Annotated in this window: 16 protein-coding genes; 4 read left to right on the top strand and 12 right to left on the bottom strand. The window is 44.8% G+C overall.

Annotation, left to right across the window (positions count from 1 at the left end; translation table 11 throughout):
- Nucleotides 1-426 precede the first annotated feature (426 nt).
- Nucleotides 427-1,818 (top strand): SpoVR family protein, encoded by a 1,392-nt coding sequence (locus tag NSQ91_RS08585; protein ID WP_340917358.1) that lies wholly within the window; start codon nucleotides 427-429, stop codon nucleotides 1,816-1,818.
- 62 nt (nucleotides 1,819-1,880) lie between these two features.
- Here NSQ91_RS08585 and NSQ91_RS08580 read toward each other — a convergent pair whose 3' ends face one another.
- From NSQ91_RS08580 to NSQ91_RS08570, 3 genes are all read right to left on the bottom strand, one after another.
- Nucleotides 1,881-2,321, bottom strand: a complete 441-nt coding sequence (locus NSQ91_RS08580; RefSeq protein ID WP_076303846.1) for a GNAT family N-acetyltransferase — start codon at nucleotides 2,319-2,321, stop codon at nucleotides 1,881-1,883.
- A gap of 346 nt (nucleotides 2,322-2,667) precedes the next feature.
- Nucleotides 2,668-3,594, bottom strand: a complete 927-nt coding sequence (locus NSQ91_RS08575; RefSeq protein WP_248547664.1) for an AraC family transcriptional regulator — start codon at nucleotides 3,592-3,594, stop codon at nucleotides 2,668-2,670.
- 560 nt (nucleotides 3,595-4,154) lie between these two features.
- Nucleotides 4,155-6,050, bottom strand: coding sequence for a PrkA family serine protein kinase (locus NSQ91_RS08570; protein WP_036684429.1), 1,896 nt, complete (start codon nucleotides 6,048-6,050; stop codon nucleotides 4,155-4,157).
- 194 nt (nucleotides 6,051-6,244) lie between these two features.
- Between NSQ91_RS08570 and NSQ91_RS08565 the strand changes: the two genes are divergently transcribed.
- Nucleotides 6,245-7,219, top strand: a complete 975-nt coding sequence (locus NSQ91_RS08565; RefSeq protein WP_256716474.1) for a DUF2161 family putative PD-(D/E)XK-type phosphodiesterase — start codon at nucleotides 6,245-6,247, stop codon at nucleotides 7,217-7,219.
- Between the two features lie 907 nt (nucleotides 7,220-8,126).
- Here the strand turns inward: NSQ91_RS08565 and NSQ91_RS08560 are convergent.
- Together NSQ91_RS08560 and NSQ91_RS08555 are read right to left on the bottom strand one after the other, a co-directional pair.
- On the bottom strand, nucleotides 8,127-9,344 hold the full coding sequence (locus tag NSQ91_RS08560; RefSeq protein ID WP_036684431.1) for an aminotransferase-like domain-containing protein: 1,218 nt from the start codon (nucleotides 9,342-9,344) through the stop codon (nucleotides 8,127-8,129).
- Nucleotides 9,345-9,488: 144 nt separating this feature from the next.
- The gene (locus NSQ91_RS08555) at nucleotides 9,489-10,145 is read right to left on the bottom strand and encodes a response regulator transcription factor (RefSeq protein WP_036684433.1); all 657 of its coding nucleotides are present in this window, start codon (nucleotides 10,143-10,145) and stop codon (nucleotides 9,489-9,491) included.
- A 284-nt stretch (nucleotides 10,146-10,429) separates the two neighbouring features.
- On the opposite strand from NSQ91_RS08555, the gene NSQ91_RS08550 reads away from it, so the two are divergent.
- Together NSQ91_RS08550 and NSQ91_RS08545 are read left to right on the top strand one after the other, a co-directional pair.
- The gene (locus NSQ91_RS08550) at nucleotides 10,430-10,837 is read left to right on the top strand and encodes a hypothetical protein (protein ID WP_036684435.1); all 408 of its coding nucleotides are present in this window, start codon (nucleotides 10,430-10,432) and stop codon (nucleotides 10,835-10,837) included.
- Nucleotides 10,834-11,898: a phosphodiester glycosidase family protein gene (locus tag NSQ91_RS08545; protein WP_139331019.1), complete on the top strand. Its 1,065-nt coding sequence runs from the start codon at nucleotides 10,834-10,836 to the stop codon at nucleotides 11,896-11,898. The genes NSQ91_RS08550 and NSQ91_RS08545 overlap by 4 nt, the downstream gene beginning before the upstream one ends.
- A 347-nt stretch (nucleotides 11,899-12,245) precedes the next feature.
- On the opposite strand, the gene NSQ91_RS08540 is transcribed toward NSQ91_RS08545, so the two are convergent.
- From NSQ91_RS08540 to NSQ91_RS08510, 7 genes are all read right to left on the bottom strand, one after another.
- A complete protein-coding gene (locus NSQ91_RS08540) occupies nucleotides 12,246-12,500 on the bottom strand; it encodes an AbrB/MazE/SpoVT family DNA-binding domain-containing protein (RefSeq protein WP_036684437.1) in 255 nt (84 codons plus the stop codon).
- 126 nt (nucleotides 12,501-12,626) lie between these two features.
- Complete coding sequence (trmL, locus tag NSQ91_RS08535) at nucleotides 12,627-13,091, bottom strand: tRNA (uridine(34)/cytosine(34)/5-carboxymethylaminomethyluridine(34)-2'-O)-methyltransferase TrmL (protein WP_076218323.1); 465 nt, start codon at nucleotides 13,089-13,091, stop codon at nucleotides 12,627-12,629.
- A gap of 124 nt (nucleotides 13,092-13,215) precedes the next feature.
- Nucleotides 13,216-14,304, bottom strand: coding sequence for a 3-phosphoserine/phosphohydroxythreonine transaminase (serC, locus tag NSQ91_RS08530; protein WP_076141387.1), 1,089 nt, complete (start codon nucleotides 14,302-14,304; stop codon nucleotides 13,216-13,218).
- A 106-nt stretch (nucleotides 14,305-14,410) separates the two neighbouring features.
- Nucleotides 14,411-15,298 (bottom strand): hypothetical protein, encoded by an 888-nt coding sequence (locus NSQ91_RS08525; protein ID WP_076303845.1) that lies wholly within the window; start codon nucleotides 15,296-15,298, stop codon nucleotides 14,411-14,413.
- 111 nt (nucleotides 15,299-15,409) lie between these two features.
- Entirely contained in the window at nucleotides 15,410-18,148 is a 2,739-nt protein-coding gene (locus NSQ91_RS08520) for a GH36-type glycosyl hydrolase domain-containing protein (protein WP_076303844.1), read from the bottom strand.
- A 29-nt stretch (nucleotides 18,149-18,177) separates the two neighbouring features.
- Complete coding sequence (locus NSQ91_RS08515; protein WP_036684447.1) at nucleotides 18,178-19,014, bottom strand: carbohydrate ABC transporter permease; 837 nt, start codon at nucleotides 19,012-19,014, stop codon at nucleotides 18,178-18,180.
- A complete protein-coding gene (locus tag NSQ91_RS08510) occupies nucleotides 19,014-19,907 on the bottom strand; it encodes a carbohydrate ABC transporter permease (protein WP_076126435.1) in 894 nt (297 codons plus the stop codon). Before NSQ91_RS08510 ends, NSQ91_RS08515 begins: the two co-directional genes overlap by 1 nt.
- Between the last annotated feature and the right edge of the window lie 17 nt (nucleotides 19,908-19,924).

Here is a 19,924-nt window from a genome sequence, read left to right as displayed (position 1 = left end):
ACCTATTGGGCACCTATCGGACACAGATGACACTAATCGCAGTATTATTCCACTTTTGGTATGCTAACGGACCCCATAGCCGCTATTGGCAAGAAAGACACCACATATGAGCCTCTTTCTGTGGGATAGCGTCTGTGGGGTCCGAAACCCTGTTCAAAAGGCTGGAAATTTGCAAAAAACGTCAGCTGAGTCCGAATTCACCGAGAAGGATGCCATTGATAGAATTCGCATACAAAAAAAGCTAGTGCTTCCTTCCAATAATGTATACAAAATCACATTATCTTCACTCAGAAATTCAGAACGTCATACACTCATCTTCTCTCCCATATACTTAAATGGAACAGTCCCGGACATTGTCGCGGAACCTTTGCAGCCTTGTCAGAATAGGTTGCAGCATAAGCCCAAGCTGGAGGGAGAGAAAGATTCATGCCAAGCGAAGAAATTAATGCGCTAGAGCGGGCCATTGCCGAGATTACGGAAATAGCCACTGGCTTCGGTTTAGATTTTTATCCCATGCGTTATGAAATATGCCCCGCAGATATTATTTATACATTCGGCGCTTATGGAATGCCTACACGATTTGGACACTGGAGTTTTGGAAAAACCTTTCATAAAATGAAATCCCAATACGATTTCGGACTGAGCAAAATATACGAGCTCGTTATTAACTCCAACCCTTGTTATGCCTTCCTGCTGGATGGAAATTCACTGATTCAGAATAAGCTGATCGTTGCCCATGTGCTAGCGCACTGTGATTTTTTCAAAAATAATATGCGTTTCTCCATGTCCAACCGAGATATGGTCGAGAGTATGTCAGCTACAGCAGATCGGATTGCCGGTTATTCTGTAACCTACGGTACTGATGCTGTGGAGAGCTTCATCGATTCAGTGCTGGCTATCCAGGAGCATATAGACCCCAGTCTGATCCAGCCACGCAAGCTGGGCAAAACTCACCTACTGGAAGCTAAGATGAAGGAGCTCAAAGACGCCCCTCCAGGCGGCTCGAAATCAACCAATCCTTATGACGAATTATGGAATTTAGATAAAAGCAATACCGGGCCGCAGGAAGCATCCTCTGGAAACCGTGCTTTCCCCCCGGAGCCAGAAAAAGATATGGTCTGGTTTATCCAGCAATATTCCACTGTTTTGGAGGATTGGCAGCGTGACATTATGACGATGCTCCATGACGAAATGCTCTACTTCTGGCCACAGATGGAGACAAAAATCATGAACGAAGGCTGGGCTTCCTACTGGCATCAGCGCATCGTTCGCGAACTAGATCTGACCGAAGAGGAAACTGTGGAGTACGCAAAATTGAATTCATCCGTCGTGCAGCCCTCACGGCAAAGCCTGAATCCTTACTATCTGGGGCTGAAAATCTTTGAAGACATCGAACGCCGCTGGGACCGTGAGAAAATCTTTGAAGTACGTGAGTTGGAATCCGATACCTCCTTTATCCGCAGCTATCTGTCGAAGGAATTGGTGAACGACCTCGATCTTTATGTTTTTGAGAAAAAAGGCCCCGAATGGAAAATCACCGATAAAGCATGGGAAAATGTACGAGATCAACTGGTGCTCGCCCGGGTCAATGGCGGGTCTCCTTACTTGGTCATTGAGGACGCAGACTTCGAGAAGAATGGTGAATTATTTATAACTCATCGCTATGAAAGCATCGAGCTGGATCTGAAGTATCTGGAGCGCACACTCCCTCACATCTACTCTTTATGGGGGCGGACGGTTCATCTACAGACGGTTGTGGAAGACAAAAAGGCGCGTTTTTCATACGATGGCAAAAAGGTGCAGCGGAAGTTTATTTAAACTAAAAAAAGCGGCAGACCTAGACGGGTATTAACACCCTGGTCTGCCGCTTTTTGCTATGACTAAAATGAGAATTCAGATTCTTTTAACGACTTCGAGAAATATTTTGGAGCCTCAACAAATCCTTGTCGAGCATAAAATCTATGCGCATCAGTTCTTCTGGAATGACAATGAACCTGAATTTTATCACAGTTTCTTTTTCTAGCTAAATCAGCGCAATACTCCTCAAGCTTTCTTCCAATTCCTTTGCTCCTAATGGAATTACTCACCACAAGATAACTTATAATTGCAGTCTCTCCTACCAGACCTAATTGGGGTATGTAATGCATGGAAATACAAGCTACCACTTTATCATCTTCCTCAAAAACCAATAATTCCTCGTCCGGATGTAGGATTAGCTTTTCTGTTTTTTCTTGCATGAACACTTCTGTATCCGGATATCCCAACTGTTCTAATAATTCCGCTATGTCTTTCCAGTCATCAGCTCTCGCTTCTCTAATCATCTGCCCCACTCCCCGTTATTTTCGAATTACCTTACTAATTGACTCTATTACACTACGAAAGAACATACTCGTCAAACATAAACTGATTAGATAAAAAAACACCCCAAAAGTATCATTGGTTTCCATATGGAGGTTCCTAAAAAAGGAGACCCACAGCGGTAATACGCTGCGGACCTCCATCGACACCCTCATATCAACTTAATAACTGCACATGGCAAATGCTCAGGTGAACGTAACGTAAGGAAGTTTGAAAATGTAGGTCCGTAGCGTTCGCCTTTGTCAGCGACCTAAAGTCCAAACATTTCTGAAATTACAATTATCACCGCGCGGTCTTTGCCCTTATCGACTATTCAGTCAACTTTTTCACAGGAACGTAAATCTCCATCACTGTATCTGGCCGCGAATGGCAGCGTTCATCGTAAAACTCAAAATCCAGCTTAGTCTCGTCATAAACGTAACCACTGTCCTTAAACCATTCTTCGAAGATGTACTTCCAGCTGCTTTTTATGACTTGGGCAAACTCTATTTGCTCTGTATCCGTTGAAGTATCCACTGGAGGTGTTGTAAACACGGCATATTCGGCTTCTGGCACATCCATCGTCAACATATCAGCTTCTACCTTGGAGTAGTCCTCAACAATAACACCCAAAAGATAGGTGGCATTGCCGTTATCTGAAGACGGAATACATAAACCAACTTCTCCGTGTTTAGGCGGGTTTAGTATTTTATACATTTTGGACTCCAGGTTTTCACCCTCATAATGGCTCCAAAAAGAAGCAATATCCTTAGTGTACATACTACCCGCAACATTAGTTTGGATACCATAACCAGCCACCTTAAAAGCAGGCTTACGAACAAAAACAGGATTCATAATATAACCTCCGATATCAAATATTGAATTTCCTTTACTAAACCCATCCATCCGTGCCGCATATTGTGTCGGACTATAACCAAAGGTTTTGCGAAAAGCTTTAGTAAAGCCACTTTGTGTTTCAAAACCATAGTCCAGCGCAATATCAATGATCTTTTTTCCAGCAAATAATTCAATTGAGGCTAAGGATAATTTTCGGCTCCGCACATATTCCATCACAGACATTTCTTTGCACAAGCTAAACACTCGGCAAAAATGATACACCGAATATCCGACCTCCGTCGCTATTTCTTCAACCGTTATATTTTCTTTAATATGAGCTTCTATATATTCAACACATTTTTCTATATCTTTACTGTAATTCAAGTGCAGCACCAGCCTTTCCCCGTACGGTGATTTCATTATATCAACTGCGCTGGAAATGGACTGTTCCTGTTTTGCTGAGCTGCATTATTGCCTGTATAGAAAAACAGAGCAGTGATCCTCCATTTACAAAAGGATCACAACTCTGCGTATTCTTAGTCACCATCATTTTGGGTAAGCCTCGAAGTAGACAACGCTGGATCCACGTAACTACTTACTCTTCAGTTCTGTTGCTCCCAACGACTGACTAAAGGACCCAGATGACGTTAATTGCAAAAAAATCGCCTTTTGAGCGGAGTTTCGGACTCCAGTGCAGCTATTAGTCAAAAACGGCTCATATTTAGGGTTTTTCCTGCTAATAGCGACCATGGGGTCCGATAGCCTGCGAAATATGCTCAAAATCTACGTTTAGGGTCACCTGTGTCCTTTAGCAACTTCTTACGCACAACAGCCAAATTAGTCAGACGGGTTGCGGCGTTTAGATTAACATTAGGAGGGTAAAAGGAAGAAAATACAAATACAACATGGGAGGGCAAAAAAAGAGTGCTCCACAGCCATTTTCATGGCTTTTGGAACACCCCGCATAAATGAACTCTTTTTTAACGGTTAAGCAGACTTCCCACGTATTTCAACAGCTCGTTGGCGCAAATTGGGCAGTAGTGATGTCCATCAATAAGTCTGGCGCATACCTCGTTAATTCGTTTGAGCTGACTTTCATCAGGTGTTTTGGACGAGGTGGTGATTTTGACAATATCTTTGAGATCTGTGAACAGCTTTTTCTCAATCGCTTCCCGCAGGCGGTCGTGGTTGTTGTACTCGAATTTCTTCCCTTTGCGTGAATACGCAGAAATCCGGATCAGGATCTCTTCACGGAACGCTTTTTTTGCATTCTCAGAGATTCCAATTTGCTCTTCAATCGAACGCATTAACCGTTCATCCGGCTCCATTTCCTCATCCGTCAGCGGATCACGAATTTTCGACCAATTGCAGAAAGCTTCGATATTATCTAGATAATTCTCGAAAAGTGTCTTCGCAGATTCCTCAAAGGAGTAGACAAATGCCTTTTGTACTTCGCTTTTCGCTAAAATATCATATTCCTTGCGGGCAATGGAGATGAAGTTCAGATAACGCTCCCGCTCCTCTTTTGTAATCGACGGATGCTGATCCAGGCCATCCTTTATCGCCCGCAGGACATCCAGTGCGTTCATGCACTGCAGATCTCCTTTGATCAGAGCGCTGGAAATGCGGTTGATAACATAACGCGGATCAATTCCGGACATGCCCTCATCTAAATACTCCGTTTGCATCTCTTTAAGATCGGCCTCTTTATAGCCTTCGACCTCTTCGCCATCGTACATCCGCAGCTTTTTGATCAGATCCATACCTTGTTTTTTGCTTTCTTTAAGACGGGTTAGGATAGAAAAAATAGCGGCGGCACGCAGCGCATGTGGTGCAATATGCACATGACTCATATCACTCTGGGCGATCAGCTTCGCGTAGATTTTTTCCTCTTCCGAAACTCTGAGGTTATACGGAACAGGCATAACAATCATACGGGATTGGAGCGCTTCATTCTTTTTATTAGAAATAAACGACTTATACTCGGTTTCATTTGTATGAGCAATTATCATTTCGTCCGCACTTATCAACGCGAAGCGGCCAGCCTTGAAATTGCCTTCTTGCGTCAGTGACAGCAGGTTCCATAAAAACTTTTCGTCGCATTTGAGCATTTCCTGAAATTCCATCAGCCCACGGTTAGCTTTGTTCAACTCCCCATCAAAACGGTAGGCACGCGGATCAGATTCCGAACCAAATTCAGTAATGGTCGAAAAATCAATACTTCCTGTCAAATCGGCGATATCCTGAGACTTCGGATCAGAGGGACTAAAAGTACCAATCCCTACCCGCTCTTCTTCTGACAGAATAACACGCGTCACCTTAACCTGCTCAATGTCACCAGCATAATCATTTCTTAGACGCATCTGGCAGGATGGGCACAAGTTGCCCTCAATACGTACACCAAGTTCCTTCTCAATCTCCGGACGGAGCTCCAGCGGGATCAAATGCAGCGGGTCCTCATGCATCGGGCAGCCTTCTATTGCGTATACCGCACCCGCATCTGTCCGCGAGTACTGTTCCAAACCACGTTTAAGCAGCGTGACCAGGGTCGATTTCCCCCCACTGACAGGTCCCATCAATAACAAAATCCGTTTGCGAACATCAAGCCGACGTGCTGCAGAGTGAAAATATTCTTCGACCAACTTTTCGACTGCACGATCAAGTCCAAAAATCTCCTGTTCAAAAAACTTATACCGTTTGCGTCCGTTTATGTCCTCTACGCCGTGCGACTTAATCATGTCATAAACGCGGGAGTGAGCGGTTTTTGCGGGAGAGGGGTCTTTTCTCAACAGTTCTATATACTGCTTGAAGGTGCCGCTCCACGCCAACCGGTCGTTCTCAGCCCGATACGAAGCTATACGCTCAAAAATGTCCATTGCTCGCTGCCTCCTCTTGCGCTCCTACTTGCTCTTCTACTTGCTCTCCTATAGCGTTAAAAAGTGTATTACATACCTATGCAGCAAGCGCGGAATAGTTGACCTCTTTTTTACTGTGCTATAATAGAGAATCAGAAAATGGCTGTAAAACCTTATTGGGAAACCCGAAAATAAAGGCCTACGGGAGTGACAAGATGGCGGTACGACATGAAACGGAGCTATATGCTCCTTTGAAGATTTTTTTTGAAAAGCAGGGTTACAGCATCAAAGGTGAGGTTCGGACCTGCGATTTGGTGGGGATTCGGGAGGACGTTGAACATCCTCTGATCGTGGAGATGAAAAAATCATTCAATCTCGCCTTGCTGCTGCAAGGGGTAGAACGGTTGAAGCTCAGTCCCACCGTCTATCTTGCAGTGGAACGTGTCCGTGATAAAAAAGGAGCGGTGAACCAGCGCTGGGGCGAGCTTAGCGGATTATGCCGCCGGCTCGGTCTTGGGCTGATCACTGTGATCTTTTATAAGACCAAAGCACCGCTGGTCGAGGTGCTCGTAGAGCCAGACGAGAAGCCGCCTGCGCAGCGCAGCAATAAGCGGCGGCGCGAGCGCCTGCTCTATGAGTTCCGCGAGCGCAGCGGAGACTACAACACCGGCGGCAGCACGCGCGTCAAGCTCGTGACGGCCTACCGCGAGAAAGCGCTGCGTGTCGCGCTTTCTCTGCAAGCAGCGGAGGCGGACGCCGCCGCCGCTGCAGAGAAGGCAGCTGCGAAGGCTTCGCTCGCAGCTGCCAAACGTTCAGCGGCGGGCACCGCTGAACAGGTTCCGGCGCTGAGCTCAGCGCCGGAGAGCCGTGCTGCCGGGGACGCGGCAGCACGGGAGGCAGCGGCGGTAGGCACGCGAAGCGATGCCCCTAGCGCTGCCTCAAGCACGCTTCCAGCGGCCGTATTGGCCGCAGGAAGCGCTCCCCGCTCGGCCGGTATCACTCCGGCCGAGCTGCGGAAGCGTAGCGGCGTACCCACCGCCGCCGCTATGCTTCAGAATAACTACTACGGCTGGTTTCACCGGGTAAGCCGTGGGCGTTACACCCTAACCCCAGCCGGTCATGCGGCGCTGGTGGAATATGCCGCGATAACAAGCGGCGTACCCAATAACAGCAATCATCCCATTAATTAGCTAACCTAGCCTGGACAGTACTTCTATCGACTATTTCTTTTTAGCCGGGTCTTATTCTTTTAGCTCGGTTCTAATCATTTACTCAGACTTTAAACTTATTATTCTGATGCACACATAACATGTGTAAATAACGCCAAAAAGCATCCCAACTACGGGATGCTTTTTCGTATGTCTTATCTTATTTAAATCCTATCTCTGTGCATTCCATGTTCTTAACTTACACTTAACATATTATTATCTGGTGCGTACCACGCTCTTACTACACTCATATCACATTTAGATTACATTTTTAATACACTAGTATCTCATACGTGTCATGTCTTATTTCACTCATATCTCATGAGTATCTCATACATACCACATTCGAATTGCATTCTTACCGCGTGTTTAACTCGCTCTTCCCACATTCGTAAATCATTCTCATCACATTAGTAACTCATTCGTACCACGTTCATATCTCATGCGTACCTCATCCAGCTCTACTTGACTGTACTTAACTAACTTATTTACAATCTTCGAACACGAGCGCTATTTACTAAATCATTCAAAGCAAAATAAGCTTAAAAACACCCTTCCGAAAAGGGCACACTAAGTTATTAGGGAAATCCTCCCCAATATTCTTCGATTCACGCGCTAAAAACTGCATTTTAGGGAATTCCTCCCTGATTTTCGCCAGATTTACCCCTAAAACGGGGAATCCCTTGATTTTTTAGGGAGAAATTCCCTAAACAGTCCATTTTAGAGTTCAAATCGACCATTTTTAGGGAGGATTTCCCTAATTAATCTCACATCACGAACTTCGTCTTGCCCGACTTGTAATTCTGTCCTTGTTTTAGCTCTAAAAGTGTCTTGTGTTTTCATCATGTCATTCATTTCAATCTTTCATTCACAACTTTCATTCCACTACCTAACTCCGTGCTGTGAACTCCTTAACCGCTTCGCTCATCAGATTCATGCCAAGCAGCAGCTCATCCCGCCCGGGATGGCTAAAGTTAAGGCGAAGGTGATTGCTGACTCCATCTACACTACATAACGGACCTGGCAAAAAAGCCACTCCCTTACCTAGCGCACATTTGAGCAACGCCATAACATCCATTCCCTCTGGTGGTGCGACCCACAGGAACATGCCTCCTGATGGAAGGTCATAGGAGCTGCCCTTCCAAGCAGGCCGCTTGAGCAGTTCCACCATAAGCTTCAGACGGGTGTTATACTCTCGATTCAGCTGCGCGATATGCTCACGCAGATCAAACGCAGACACATCCAATAAATGATGCAGCAGCCGCTGATTTAATGCGCTCGACTGCCAATCGGCCATCTGCTTAGCCGCAGACATCATTCTGATCAAGACTCGGCTGCCTGCCGCCCAGCCCGTCCGCAGCGCGGGCGCAACGGTCTTGCTGAACGAACCGATATAAAGCACGTGTCCGCCATCGCTGATATTTTCCAGTGCATACAAAGACGGATATCTTTTAGCCTTGTGTTCACCCTGCTTCTGGAAGTGCAAATCCCCATAAGAATCATCTTCCACAATCAAGATGTTATATGCGATACATAAATCCAATACTGCGCGGCGTCTCTCCAAACTCCATAAAATGCCGCTTGGATTGGTAAAGCTAGGGGTTGCGAACAGCATTTTCGGCTTATGCAGCTCGATCTGGCTCCGCAAATGCTCCGGATCAAGCCCGTCCAAATCACCCTGTACAGGAATAATAACGGCCCCCTGCATCCGAAGAGTCTGCAAAAATCCTGGAGAGGTCGGATTTTCTACTAATACACGATCTCCTGGATCAATATACACCCGCGACAACAAATCAATGGCTTGCTGGCTACCCGTTGTTAGCAGAACTCCACCTTCAACAACATTTACCCCTTTTTCTTTAAGCCAATCCCCTGCAAGCCACTCCCGAAGCGGTCCGTACCCTGCAGGATCACCATATTGCAGTGCTCCCGCATCTGCTGAAATCACCGTAGATGCTGCTTCAGCAAGCAGTGACAATGGGAATAGTTCTTCCGCTGGTAATTCTTCAGCTAGCGATATCATGGAGCTTCTCCGTGTTTGGGTGCGGATACTAAGAAGCGATGACGACAACAATGTGTGTGCGCGAGCAGAAAATTCGTAAATCATGCGAAATCCCCCTTCCCTGTTACCAAGTAGAAACGGCTTCGTCATCCTCATCCAAGGATGGGATGGTTACCCATTCAACATGATATTCTTACTTCTACTCCAAGAATATTCCACCCCATACGTCATTATGTCGTAAAGCGTGGGTTAGGCGTAGATTTGCCTGTTTTGTCTTGAGAAGAGCGCGAATTTCTCAATCGCTTGTGCCCGGGTCGAAACATCTAGCTTTACATAGATTTTGCGCAAATAATTATCAATGGACCGGCGGCTTACCGCAATTTCAAGCGCAATTTTATCGTAGGTAATCCCTTGAACGATTCGCTCCATGATAAACATCTCTGTCTCCGTCAGTTGCAAAACATCATCTAATCCTTTAAATGTCGAAATCGGCCAAGCTCCTTTTTCAATCCATTCCAAGGGCATTGAAAGAAAACCCTCCCGTAAACCCAGGATCAGCTGTAAAAGCTGACGGGGAGAAGCTCCCTTCGAGAATATCCCGCTGGCTCCTAGTTCTACGAGGGGCTGAAGCAGTTCTCGCCCGTCTTCGTCTGTCATCACGACAAAATGTGAGTTTGGTGAGCTTTTTTTCATATTTAACAGCACACTCTCAATATTCCCCTCAGGCATATGATAATCTACTAGCACTAGCTCGGGATTTTTTTCCCTTACGATGGTAGCGCCTTCGTCCCAAGTGGAATACATTCCCAGAACCTTAAGCCCCTCTTCCTCTTCCAAAATCAATTTTGTCCCCAGCATACTTGTAGGATGACACCCCACAATGACCACCTGCCAAACCTTCATCATTAATGCCCTGACCCCCTGCTCTATATATAATCATCTAGAAAGGAAAGCGCCGCAGCGTTTCCGGTTAAAACGCAAGCAAGGCTGTATGATGACTTGTCTGTATAATCTCTAGCTGGTTACCTTGTGTACGTCTATCAGAATTCCAATCTATAGAAATTGTATCGCAGTAGTTTAATAGGATGCAATTACTTTTTCTAGTTTTCATACTCTCTTACATTTTTGCGAATCTTGTCAAAGTCTGATAGAATGGGGACTTGAAAAAAAGACCAACCCGAGGTGATAAAATGCAACCGCTAGCGGAAACGTCTCCGGTACGCTCGCGCTCTACTACTGCGAGAAACGGCCCTTCCGTAAAATGGTTTTTACTGTTCTGGATTATGATGATCGGACTCGGCGTATATGCTGTATACAGCTACACGAACCATCTGAAGCAACAGGTGCTTACCGAACTTAGTACTCAGAGCCAGCAGCAGCTTACCGTTTTGAAGACCGACTATGAAGCAAAAATTGCCGTTCTCTCTGAAGAAGTGAAGGAATTGCAGAATACAGTGCAAAGCTTTAACGAACTATTAACCTTCACTAAAGATAATGCTAGTGCCAAGACAGATAACAGCAACAAGCTATATACGCAATTGAGTGAGGTAAGCAAACAGTTAGAAGCTTTGAAGAAAGAAATGGATCTGATCAAATGATGACGCCAGTCAAAAGAGTAAACCGCTTCTTCATGCTTCTAACTGCACCGTTCATAGGCTTGGTTATTTGTATGTCGTGGTATCGACCACCGCTACAGCTAGACCTTGATGTAGGACAATTCACACCAAGCGCTGGGCCAGTGAATGAAACAGCTTCCTTAAAAAAAGAGCTGACGCTGGCAGAGGCCTCCGCAGCTTACACCATTGATGCTGTCAGCGCTAGTGCCAAGCTATATAAAGAGACTACCACTACGATGAATAAGCTGGTCGAAACAGCACAGACTCAGGCGACCCGGCCTGAACTGATCTATAACCGCAGGATTTCAGCCAAGCTTGGTATACCTTCAGAGATCGTTACTAGCGACCGTATAAGAGTTGAGTTATATCGATTGAATCCAGGAAACTACAAAGCTTATGCGTTGAAAATCAAATTGAAGGACCCGACCGCTATGAAGATGAGCTTGGCGGAGACAGCCTCCGGTGCGGAAACTACTATGCATGCCGTACAGCGTAATGGTGCAATTGCTGGTATTAATGCGGGCGGCTTTGCAGATCAATCCGGAAAACGTTATCCCTTAAGCACAACTGTAGTGGATGGAAAGTATTTATACGGTTTTGAGCCGACGTACAAGGACCTAAGTTTTGTTGGGCTGAACAAATCCGGGCAATTAATCGGCGGGAAATTCTACAGTCGCGCACAATTAGATCAGCTAGATCCGGTATTCGGCGCCACCTTTGTGCCTGTCCTCCTTAAAAACAACATCAAAACACCCATACCCGAAAAGTGGAAAACATCCCCTAATCGGGCACCACGTACCGTGATCGGCAAATATAAAGATGATCAGATCCTGCTTTTTGTAGCGGATGGATATAATGAGTATGGCAGCTCTGGTGCACAGCTGGAGGAGATTCAGAACAAATTATCGAATATGGGTCTCGTAGATGCTTATAATTTAGATGGTGGTGGATCTTCCTCATTGATCTTTAACGGAAGAGTTATCAATAAACCATCCGATGGAAATCTAAGAGCTGTGCCAACGAATTTTCTGTTTTTTAAATAATATAGTAAATTGTCTATGTAACATATCACATTTGCGTTTATTTTTATTAAATTGCAGGTTATAATCTTGATAACGAATACATTCGCTATTGGAGGTGCCAGTATGTCGTTCTCATTAACCTTTTGGATCGTAATGTTCGTATTTGTGTTATTTACGGTCGGCATCCTTACCTCATCTTACAACGACGACAAAACAAAAGGCCTATAAAGCCGATATGTCCCTGCAGCCACTTGGTGCGGGGGCATTTTTTGTATACATAAAAAAACTGCCCCCCAAGTAGAAGAGTTCTACGAAGAGGACAGTTTTTTTATAAGCTCTTGGCTGTCAAAATTCAAAATATGTACTTCTTAGGCATGTCTTGGCAATTGAGTCATTTCCGAAAGGCATGCAGAACAAATATAACGATCTTTATATTCGCTTACACCATCCATCGATCCACAGAAAACACATTTTGGACGGTAACGCTCCAAGATGATATGGTCACCCTGTACCAAAATTTCAACCGGGTCGCCTTCATTCATCTGATACCTTTTACGCAGGGACTTAGGCAGAACAATTCTACCCAACTGATCCACTTTGCGAACTACACCAGCAGGTTTCATAACTAACGTACACCTCTCCTGTTCAAGAAAAATTATTTAGTAGCTACTACTTATTTCGGCTCTTTCAATATATTTCGTTACCTAATTGTCGAATCCTGCTGAAAAAAATAAAAAATTTGTCTTTTTTTAAATAAGATTAGGGAAATCCAATTGTCGAAGCGCCTCGTACACAATAATTGCTGCCGAATTGGATAAATTCAGAGATCTCACAGCATCACTCATTGGCATGCGCATTTTTGTTTCTTTACCTGCTTCTAGAATCTCTGCAGAAAGCCCCTTCGTTTCCTTGCCAAAAACAAAAAAATCGCCATCTTGGAACTTAAAGTCGCTGTATCTTTTCTCTGCTTTCGTCGTTGCGTAAAAGAAACGCCCCTCGCTATATTTCTCCAAAACCTCAGCAAAGGAGTCGTGATATTCAATAGTAACAGCATGCCAATAGTCTAATCCTGCTCTTTTTAATGTAGCATCGTCTGTACGGAATCCGAGTGGACGAACCAAGTGAAGATGAGTGCCGGTAGCGGCGCAAGTACGCGCAATGTTGCCAGTATTGGCCGGAATTTCCGGCTCGACTAATACGATATGGAGTGCCATTATATGGTTCCTTCCTCTCTAAAGGCTTAATAGCCAGATGTTTTACTCTAGTGCCTAACCATAGCTTCTCCAAACAAACTGAAAACCTTCCACCAAGAAGGCGGAAGGTTATAGATAGAATTCATTAACCTTGAGTTTGCCGGAAATGGTTCATGAAATCGGATAGTGCTTTTACACTTTCGTAAGGAACTGCATTGTAGATGGAAGCACGCAAGCCCCCAACACTGCGGTGACCCTTTAAGCCGACAAAACCTTCCAGTTCAGCAGCTTTGACAAACTGCTTTTCGAGTTCTTCTGATTGCATCCGGAAAGTAACGTTCATAATAGAGCGGCTGCCTTGTTCTGCAACACCACGGTAGAAACCGTCACTTCCATCGATGTGATCATATAACAGACCCGATTTTTCAAGGTTCTTGGAATGGATGCCAGCTAAGCCGCCTTGCTCCTCAATCCATTTTAATACTTCGTTCACCATATATACAGAGAAAGATGGAGGTGTATTGTAAAGAGAGTTATTCTTATAATGAGTGCTGTAACGCATGATAGTAGGAATGTTAGAAGGTGATTCTGCAAGCAATTCTTCTTTCGCGATAACTACAGTCACGCCTGAAGGTCCAAGGTTCTTTTGTGCTCCGGCATAGATCATTCCGAATTGGTTCACATCGATTGGACGGCAAAGTATATCACTAGACATATCCGCGATTAACGGAATCGAGCCTGCATCCGGAAATTCTGCATATTGCGTTCCTTCAATGGTCTCGTTGGAAGTAACATGAAGGTAAGCAGCATTCTCCGCAGCTTTGATCGAACTTAATTCAGGTATAGCCAAGAATTTCTTATCTTCGGAAGAAGCAGCAACATGAGCCCCTCCTACCAATTTGGCTTCTTTATAAGCTTTATCTGCCCAGCTACCTGTCATTACATAGCTACCTACTTGGCCTTCGGAAATCAAGTTCATAGGGATCATTGCAAACTGCGTGCTTGCTCCGCCTTGTAAGAACAATACCTTATAGCCCTTCGGATTGCCGAGGAGCGAAAGCAGACGTTCCTGCGCTTCATTATGCACGGATTCGTAAATTGCACCACGGTGCGACATCTCCATGATAGACATTCCACTTTCCCGGAAATCAACAAACTCCGCTTGTGCGCGTTCCAGTACCGTAAGCGGCAATGCTGCCGGTCCGGCATTAAAATTGTATGCTCTCTTATTCAAAACTGCTCCCCACCCTTTCTCTCCTATCAATATGGATATGGTTATGATAGCAATATTCTCCCGCACCAGCAAGTATAATTTTTCACATAAAAGGTTAAGACGGTACTCATTTCGCAGTGAAAAACCGGTAAGATCGGCGCCAGCTCTTGCTTTGACGCGGTAAAAGACTAATGTTCACAAATACTTCAGGAGAGACTACATGACCTTCTCCCCACAGGGCCATACGTTCTACTGGAAAGTCCCCACTCTCTCGCACGCCTGTTCCACTAGGCTTATGAACCAACTCCCAGGTGAACTCATTTTCCTGACCTTCCCAACCGCTCAACTTGCAATAAAAGGGTTTATCCGGTTCCTTTGACCAAGTAAGGGTATTCCCGGATACCTCTAGCAATTCTTTCGTATAGGAGGATTCTGGTTCTACTACCTTGAGTTCCCTCGGAAGACGCAGTTCGAAATCCTGCCCAATATTCAACCCGTCGATTCCGATGAAGTTGTGAATATATTCCTCCGTATGGAAAGGTTTTTGCCCTTTGTTATGCAGTTCATATGCAATTATTAATTGATCCCCCTGTAAAGAAATCGTTTTGGTTAGCTGCACAGCATATCCGTTGCTTTCCATCGGGTGGATCGTATAGGTGACCGCATCATTCCCTGCTTCGATATCCTTACTAAAAGAGGTTAAGGGGAACTCCTCATTGAAACTGTATAATGGGGAATTTCCTTTTTGTAACAATCCGACTCCGATTTTTGGAAACCAGCCTCCGATTGGTGCTTCATCATATCCAATTGCCCGGGAAATGCCAAACTCATTACAAAGCCCCTTGCCCCCAGTTCCTTCGCCTGGCTTCAAGCTTTCCGGCACACAAAACGTATGTTTCCCCTCTTCTAATGTCACCTGTGTAATAAATCCTGTCCAGTCAAAACGTGTGCCCTTATACTCTCCGATATCAGCGATATCGACAGTTAATATGCCATTTGACAGTCTGTAACCCATACCTAACGCGCCCTTTCGTTCATTGTTACAATGAATAAATATTCATTATTGAAAAAAACGTCTGCAGCCGCTATGAATAACGGTGCAGACGTCTTAAAATATCGTATAAAGCTACGCCAATGTCACTTCAATCAAGTGGCATTTCTCTGTCTGCAGAGAGAGCAACTCTTCACGCGGAATAATCGCACTTCCTGAGCCGCGCTGCAGCGTCACCTCGCTGCCATTCAGGGTAACAGCGTGTATTTGGTACTCCCCGTAGTTTAAGCTTCCTGTGGCTTTATAGACCACTTCAAACTCGCGATCCGCGAAGATTGTCTTAATAGAGGCTTTTCCCTCAGAATCAAACTGCTCTTTAACAAGCTTCGGTTCCAACAAAAGATCGCCTAGCTTACCTTTTACACCAAATACTTCAGTAACCATAGTTAACAGCAGCCAGCTTGCTGATCCTGTTAAATACGTATACATCCCTCTGCCTTGCTCGTTAATATACTCAGGAATTCCTGGGTATATGCGGGCTTTTGCAAAGTCAGTACTTAAGCTATACAGAGATTCTAATACTTTATGTCCTTCTTTCACATATCCGCGTTTATACAACGCATTGCCATACATGATGGTCATGTGACTGAACATAGCACCGTTCTCTTTATGTCCAAAGGCAAAGCCAAAGGCGCGACCCAGATTCTGCTGGATGCCTCCGAAACGGGAATTAAGTCTGTACCCAATTTTGTCATCCAGTAGATTACGATCCACGGCGGCAATGATATGCGGAATTTGCTCTGGCGTAGCTGCATGACCCATCAGCGGGAATACTTGACCTGTAAGCGTCATTCGAACGCCTTCTGAGAATTCCCCTTCCACTTGTTCTCCATCATTATTATAATAACCGTTAAACCAGCCTCCACCTTGTTCACTTTCCACCCACTCATTGCGGCGCAAGTGATTAAAGATCCACTCTGCTTTTTGTTCCAGATCGTCCGCTACTGTCTCTATGTCGAGTGCTGCACGAATACCGCTAACTTTGTTCGGAGCGGCAGCATAATATTGATTAAGTCTTTCATGCTTGCCTGATACAGATTCATAATCCACTTGCTCACCAAGCGAATCTAGCAATAGTTTCATTTCTTCTGCCAATTCAACTGTCTCTTGCCCTTTAGAAGTCTTTAGCGTACGCAGCACACGAGAAATATCCAATAAGTTACTTGCGTAGAATGCTGTGAAAGCTACACTCTCACCCCGGTCTGCGCCCATATCAAGACCATCATTCCAGTCTGCGCCCTCCAGCAGGATATTATTGTGCTCTCCAACATTAAAGAACGGAACCAGATTTTGCAGCAGGATATGCTCCAGAATCGTACCTTTATAAACCTCACCAGAAGTTGTTCTGAGATCACTTCCTAGCGAGGTATCCCATGAAGTATCACGTTCCTTACAGCGACTCATAAAGGTATCGCGGAAATACGTCTGTTCCTGCAATAAGAAATCAAGATCACCACTCTGATCCAGATATAACATAGTAGTTAAGAACGGCCAAGCTCCATGATCCATCCACACCCGCGGGATGTTGTTACGGTCGGCAATAAATTCACCAGGCTGCTGACCGATAATAGTGGCATTACTTCCATCTATTCTTACCCCAGCGTAGTTGTTCAGCAGTAAGCTGCGTACTTCAGCCGGTTCCATAATAAGGAGTGCTAGACAATCCTGCCAAAGATCCCGCCAGCCACGTCCGCCTCTTCCATAATCATGATAAGGCAAGAAGGAGTTACCATAAAGTCTTCTCAGCACGGGTTGAATCGTAACCCATTTCATCCATTGATCAGCATCTGAATCACCGGTATGAAATTCTACCATATTCACTTTATCTGCCCAGAAGGCTTTAGTCTCCTCAAGCAAATGATCAAAAGCTTCAGATGTACCATATTTGTTCATCAAAGCATCCACGTCAATTCTCTCATTATGGATTGCCATAACTACTATATAAGAATGGCTGTCACCAGGAGACAGAGTAAGCGCCTCGTAACGAAGACCCCCGATAGCCTCATATCCCTCTCTTTGTACGCCTCCGCCCTTGCCAATCTCCGGCGTGTTGTTCAGGATAACAGCTTCCGGCCAATCCAGGCTTCCACCTTCTCCAATGAACTCCTCCTGCACCGGAAAGAACCCCGCAGGTTGACTGCCGTCACCCTCTGCACCAAATACTCCATAAGAAGTGTGATTGATGCGGTGTCCCCGCTCATCAAAGGAGAGCGCAGGCTGAACCTCAACACCATAGGGTGAAGTATAAATCCGGTTAAGCAAAGAGGTTACATGTCTATGATCGCGCAGATCATCCGCCGAACGCGCGTAAATCGGAACTACCGCTGTCGGTGTCAGCGTAATAGCCTCTGCTGCTGTATTGGTCAACGTAACCTTCATTAATTCGACTTTATCATTACCACTTGGCACAAAGCTGGTGATTTCTGCTTTAACACCCATCTCTGCGTTACAACGCGTTACGCGTTGCCACAAGAAACCAGCCTCTAGTACTGCTTCATCAGTAGACGATGTATAAAAATCGGCATTTTGCTTAGCGGAGTTCCCCACTGCCGACCAAGCTCCCTTGCCGTCTACGTATACCCAGAAGTTGCGGGAAGCCCGCGAATTATGCAAATCTTCAACAGATAATGGCGGTGTTAAAAATGAATTATGACCTGTGGTAACCTGACCATGAAGTTTTGGAGTTACTGTCGACATCATTCCCCCTTCATTCACTAGAGGGAAATATAGAAAACTGCTGCGATCCGGTTGCTGAAGCCTGAATTCCCCATCATTTCCGGTGAATTCGAAGCCATGAATTTTATTACGATCCATTCTCTCCATCCTCTCATTTACACAACTACTTAAGCTTTAACCGCACCTGCCAATGCACCGTCAACGATATACTTTTGAATGAAGGTGTATAGGATGATAAGCGGTGCAGATACGATCATGATCCCGCACGCCAACATAGGCCAGTTGTTTCCGTATTGACCGCGGAATTCTTTAAGCCCGAAGGTGATTGGATAGTTTTCTGGACTCGGTAAATACATGACCGGCCCCACGAAGTCATTCCAGATACTAATTGCTGTTAGAATAACACCTGTAGCAATTACTGGTTTCATAAGTGGCATGATGATCTGGAACAAATAACGCATATATCCAGCGCCATCCATACCTGCTGCTTCATCCATCTCCCGGCTAATTCCTTTGATGTAACCTACAAACATCATGAACACGATACCCGTTCCGCCTGTTTTAAGGAGAATGTAACCCAGCTTCGTGTCATAACCTACAAATCCTAGCTCCTGTTTCATGGTAAGCATCAGCTTGAACTGTGCGACCATTGGATTCGGCAGGAACTGAGACATCAAGAAGAACAAATAAATAAACCCGCTCCACTTCACATAATTTCTCGCCACCGGGAAGGCCCCGAATAACGAAACAATTAGGGTCAGCACTGTTGCTACGGCTGTATACAGCAGACTGTTTAAGAAATAATTAGAGAAATTACCCTGTAGCCAAGCTTCTTTATAATTATCCCATTGAATACTTTTTACGAGACCGATAGGATCTAACAGATATTCTGTAAAGGACTTGAATGAAATATTGATTACAAATAACAACGGCATGATATACAAAACAAGCAACACTGCAATCAGAATATAAGAGAGAGTTTTGGCGGTTTTGGAATCCTTCATTAATATTCCACCTCTCTCTTACGCATTTGTTTCACTGCAAATACTACAAACACCAGAATCATAAGGAACTGAACCACGGAAAGCGCGGAAGGAAGTCCCATCTGTAGAGAACCACGGAACGTCTCTTTATAAACGTCATATGCCATCGTTCTTGTGTTAAAGCGACCGTCCGTAGTTGCGAGAATAATATCAAAGGTGGACATCGCACCGATAATAGACAAAATAATGTTAATCGTAAAGGATGGAGCGATAAGTGGGAATGTGATATTTTTAAAAGATTGCCACTTCGTAGTTCCGTCTATATATCCAGCCTCATACAAATCTTTGGGTACGGATTGTAGTCCCGCAAGGAAAATCAACATTGAATATCCCATATACATCCAAATTTGCGTAAATATAATATAACCGAACGCATGAGTGAAGCTTCCAAAGAACATATCTTTATAACCGAACAAAGAATCATACAGTTGGTTAACCGGACCACTCAGCGGATCGAACATCATGCCCCATACCAGTGCAACTACCGCCACACCAAGCACAACCGGTAAAAAGAATACCGCGCGATAGAAATAATCGCCTTTCAGCTTCTGATTGATAACTACGGCCATAAGCAGACCGACACCGTTCTGTACAATGGTTACAATGACCATGAAATAAATAGTACGTATAATGGAATCCCAACGCTCGCCTGAATTTCCTGAGTAAAATACATCATAATAATTGTCAAGGCCTACGAAACTCATCTTGCTTCCAGGAACGTTAGTGATATCTGTAAATGAATAGATGACCGTCATCATAGATGGGCCAAAATAGAAAATTACATACAATGATAATGGAATCATTAGCAGCAGAAGCGGTATATATCGTTTAAAACCTTTCCCGAACGGATACATTTCTCTCACCTACCCAA

This window comes from Paenibacillus sp. FSL R7-0048 (genome assembly GCF_038004505.1).
In the GTDB taxonomy this organism is placed as follows: domain Bacteria; phylum Bacillota; class Bacilli; order Paenibacillales; family Paenibacillaceae; genus Paenibacillus_AQ; species Paenibacillus_AQ odorifer.
This window is presented reverse-complemented; position numbering and strand designations above follow the sequence as displayed.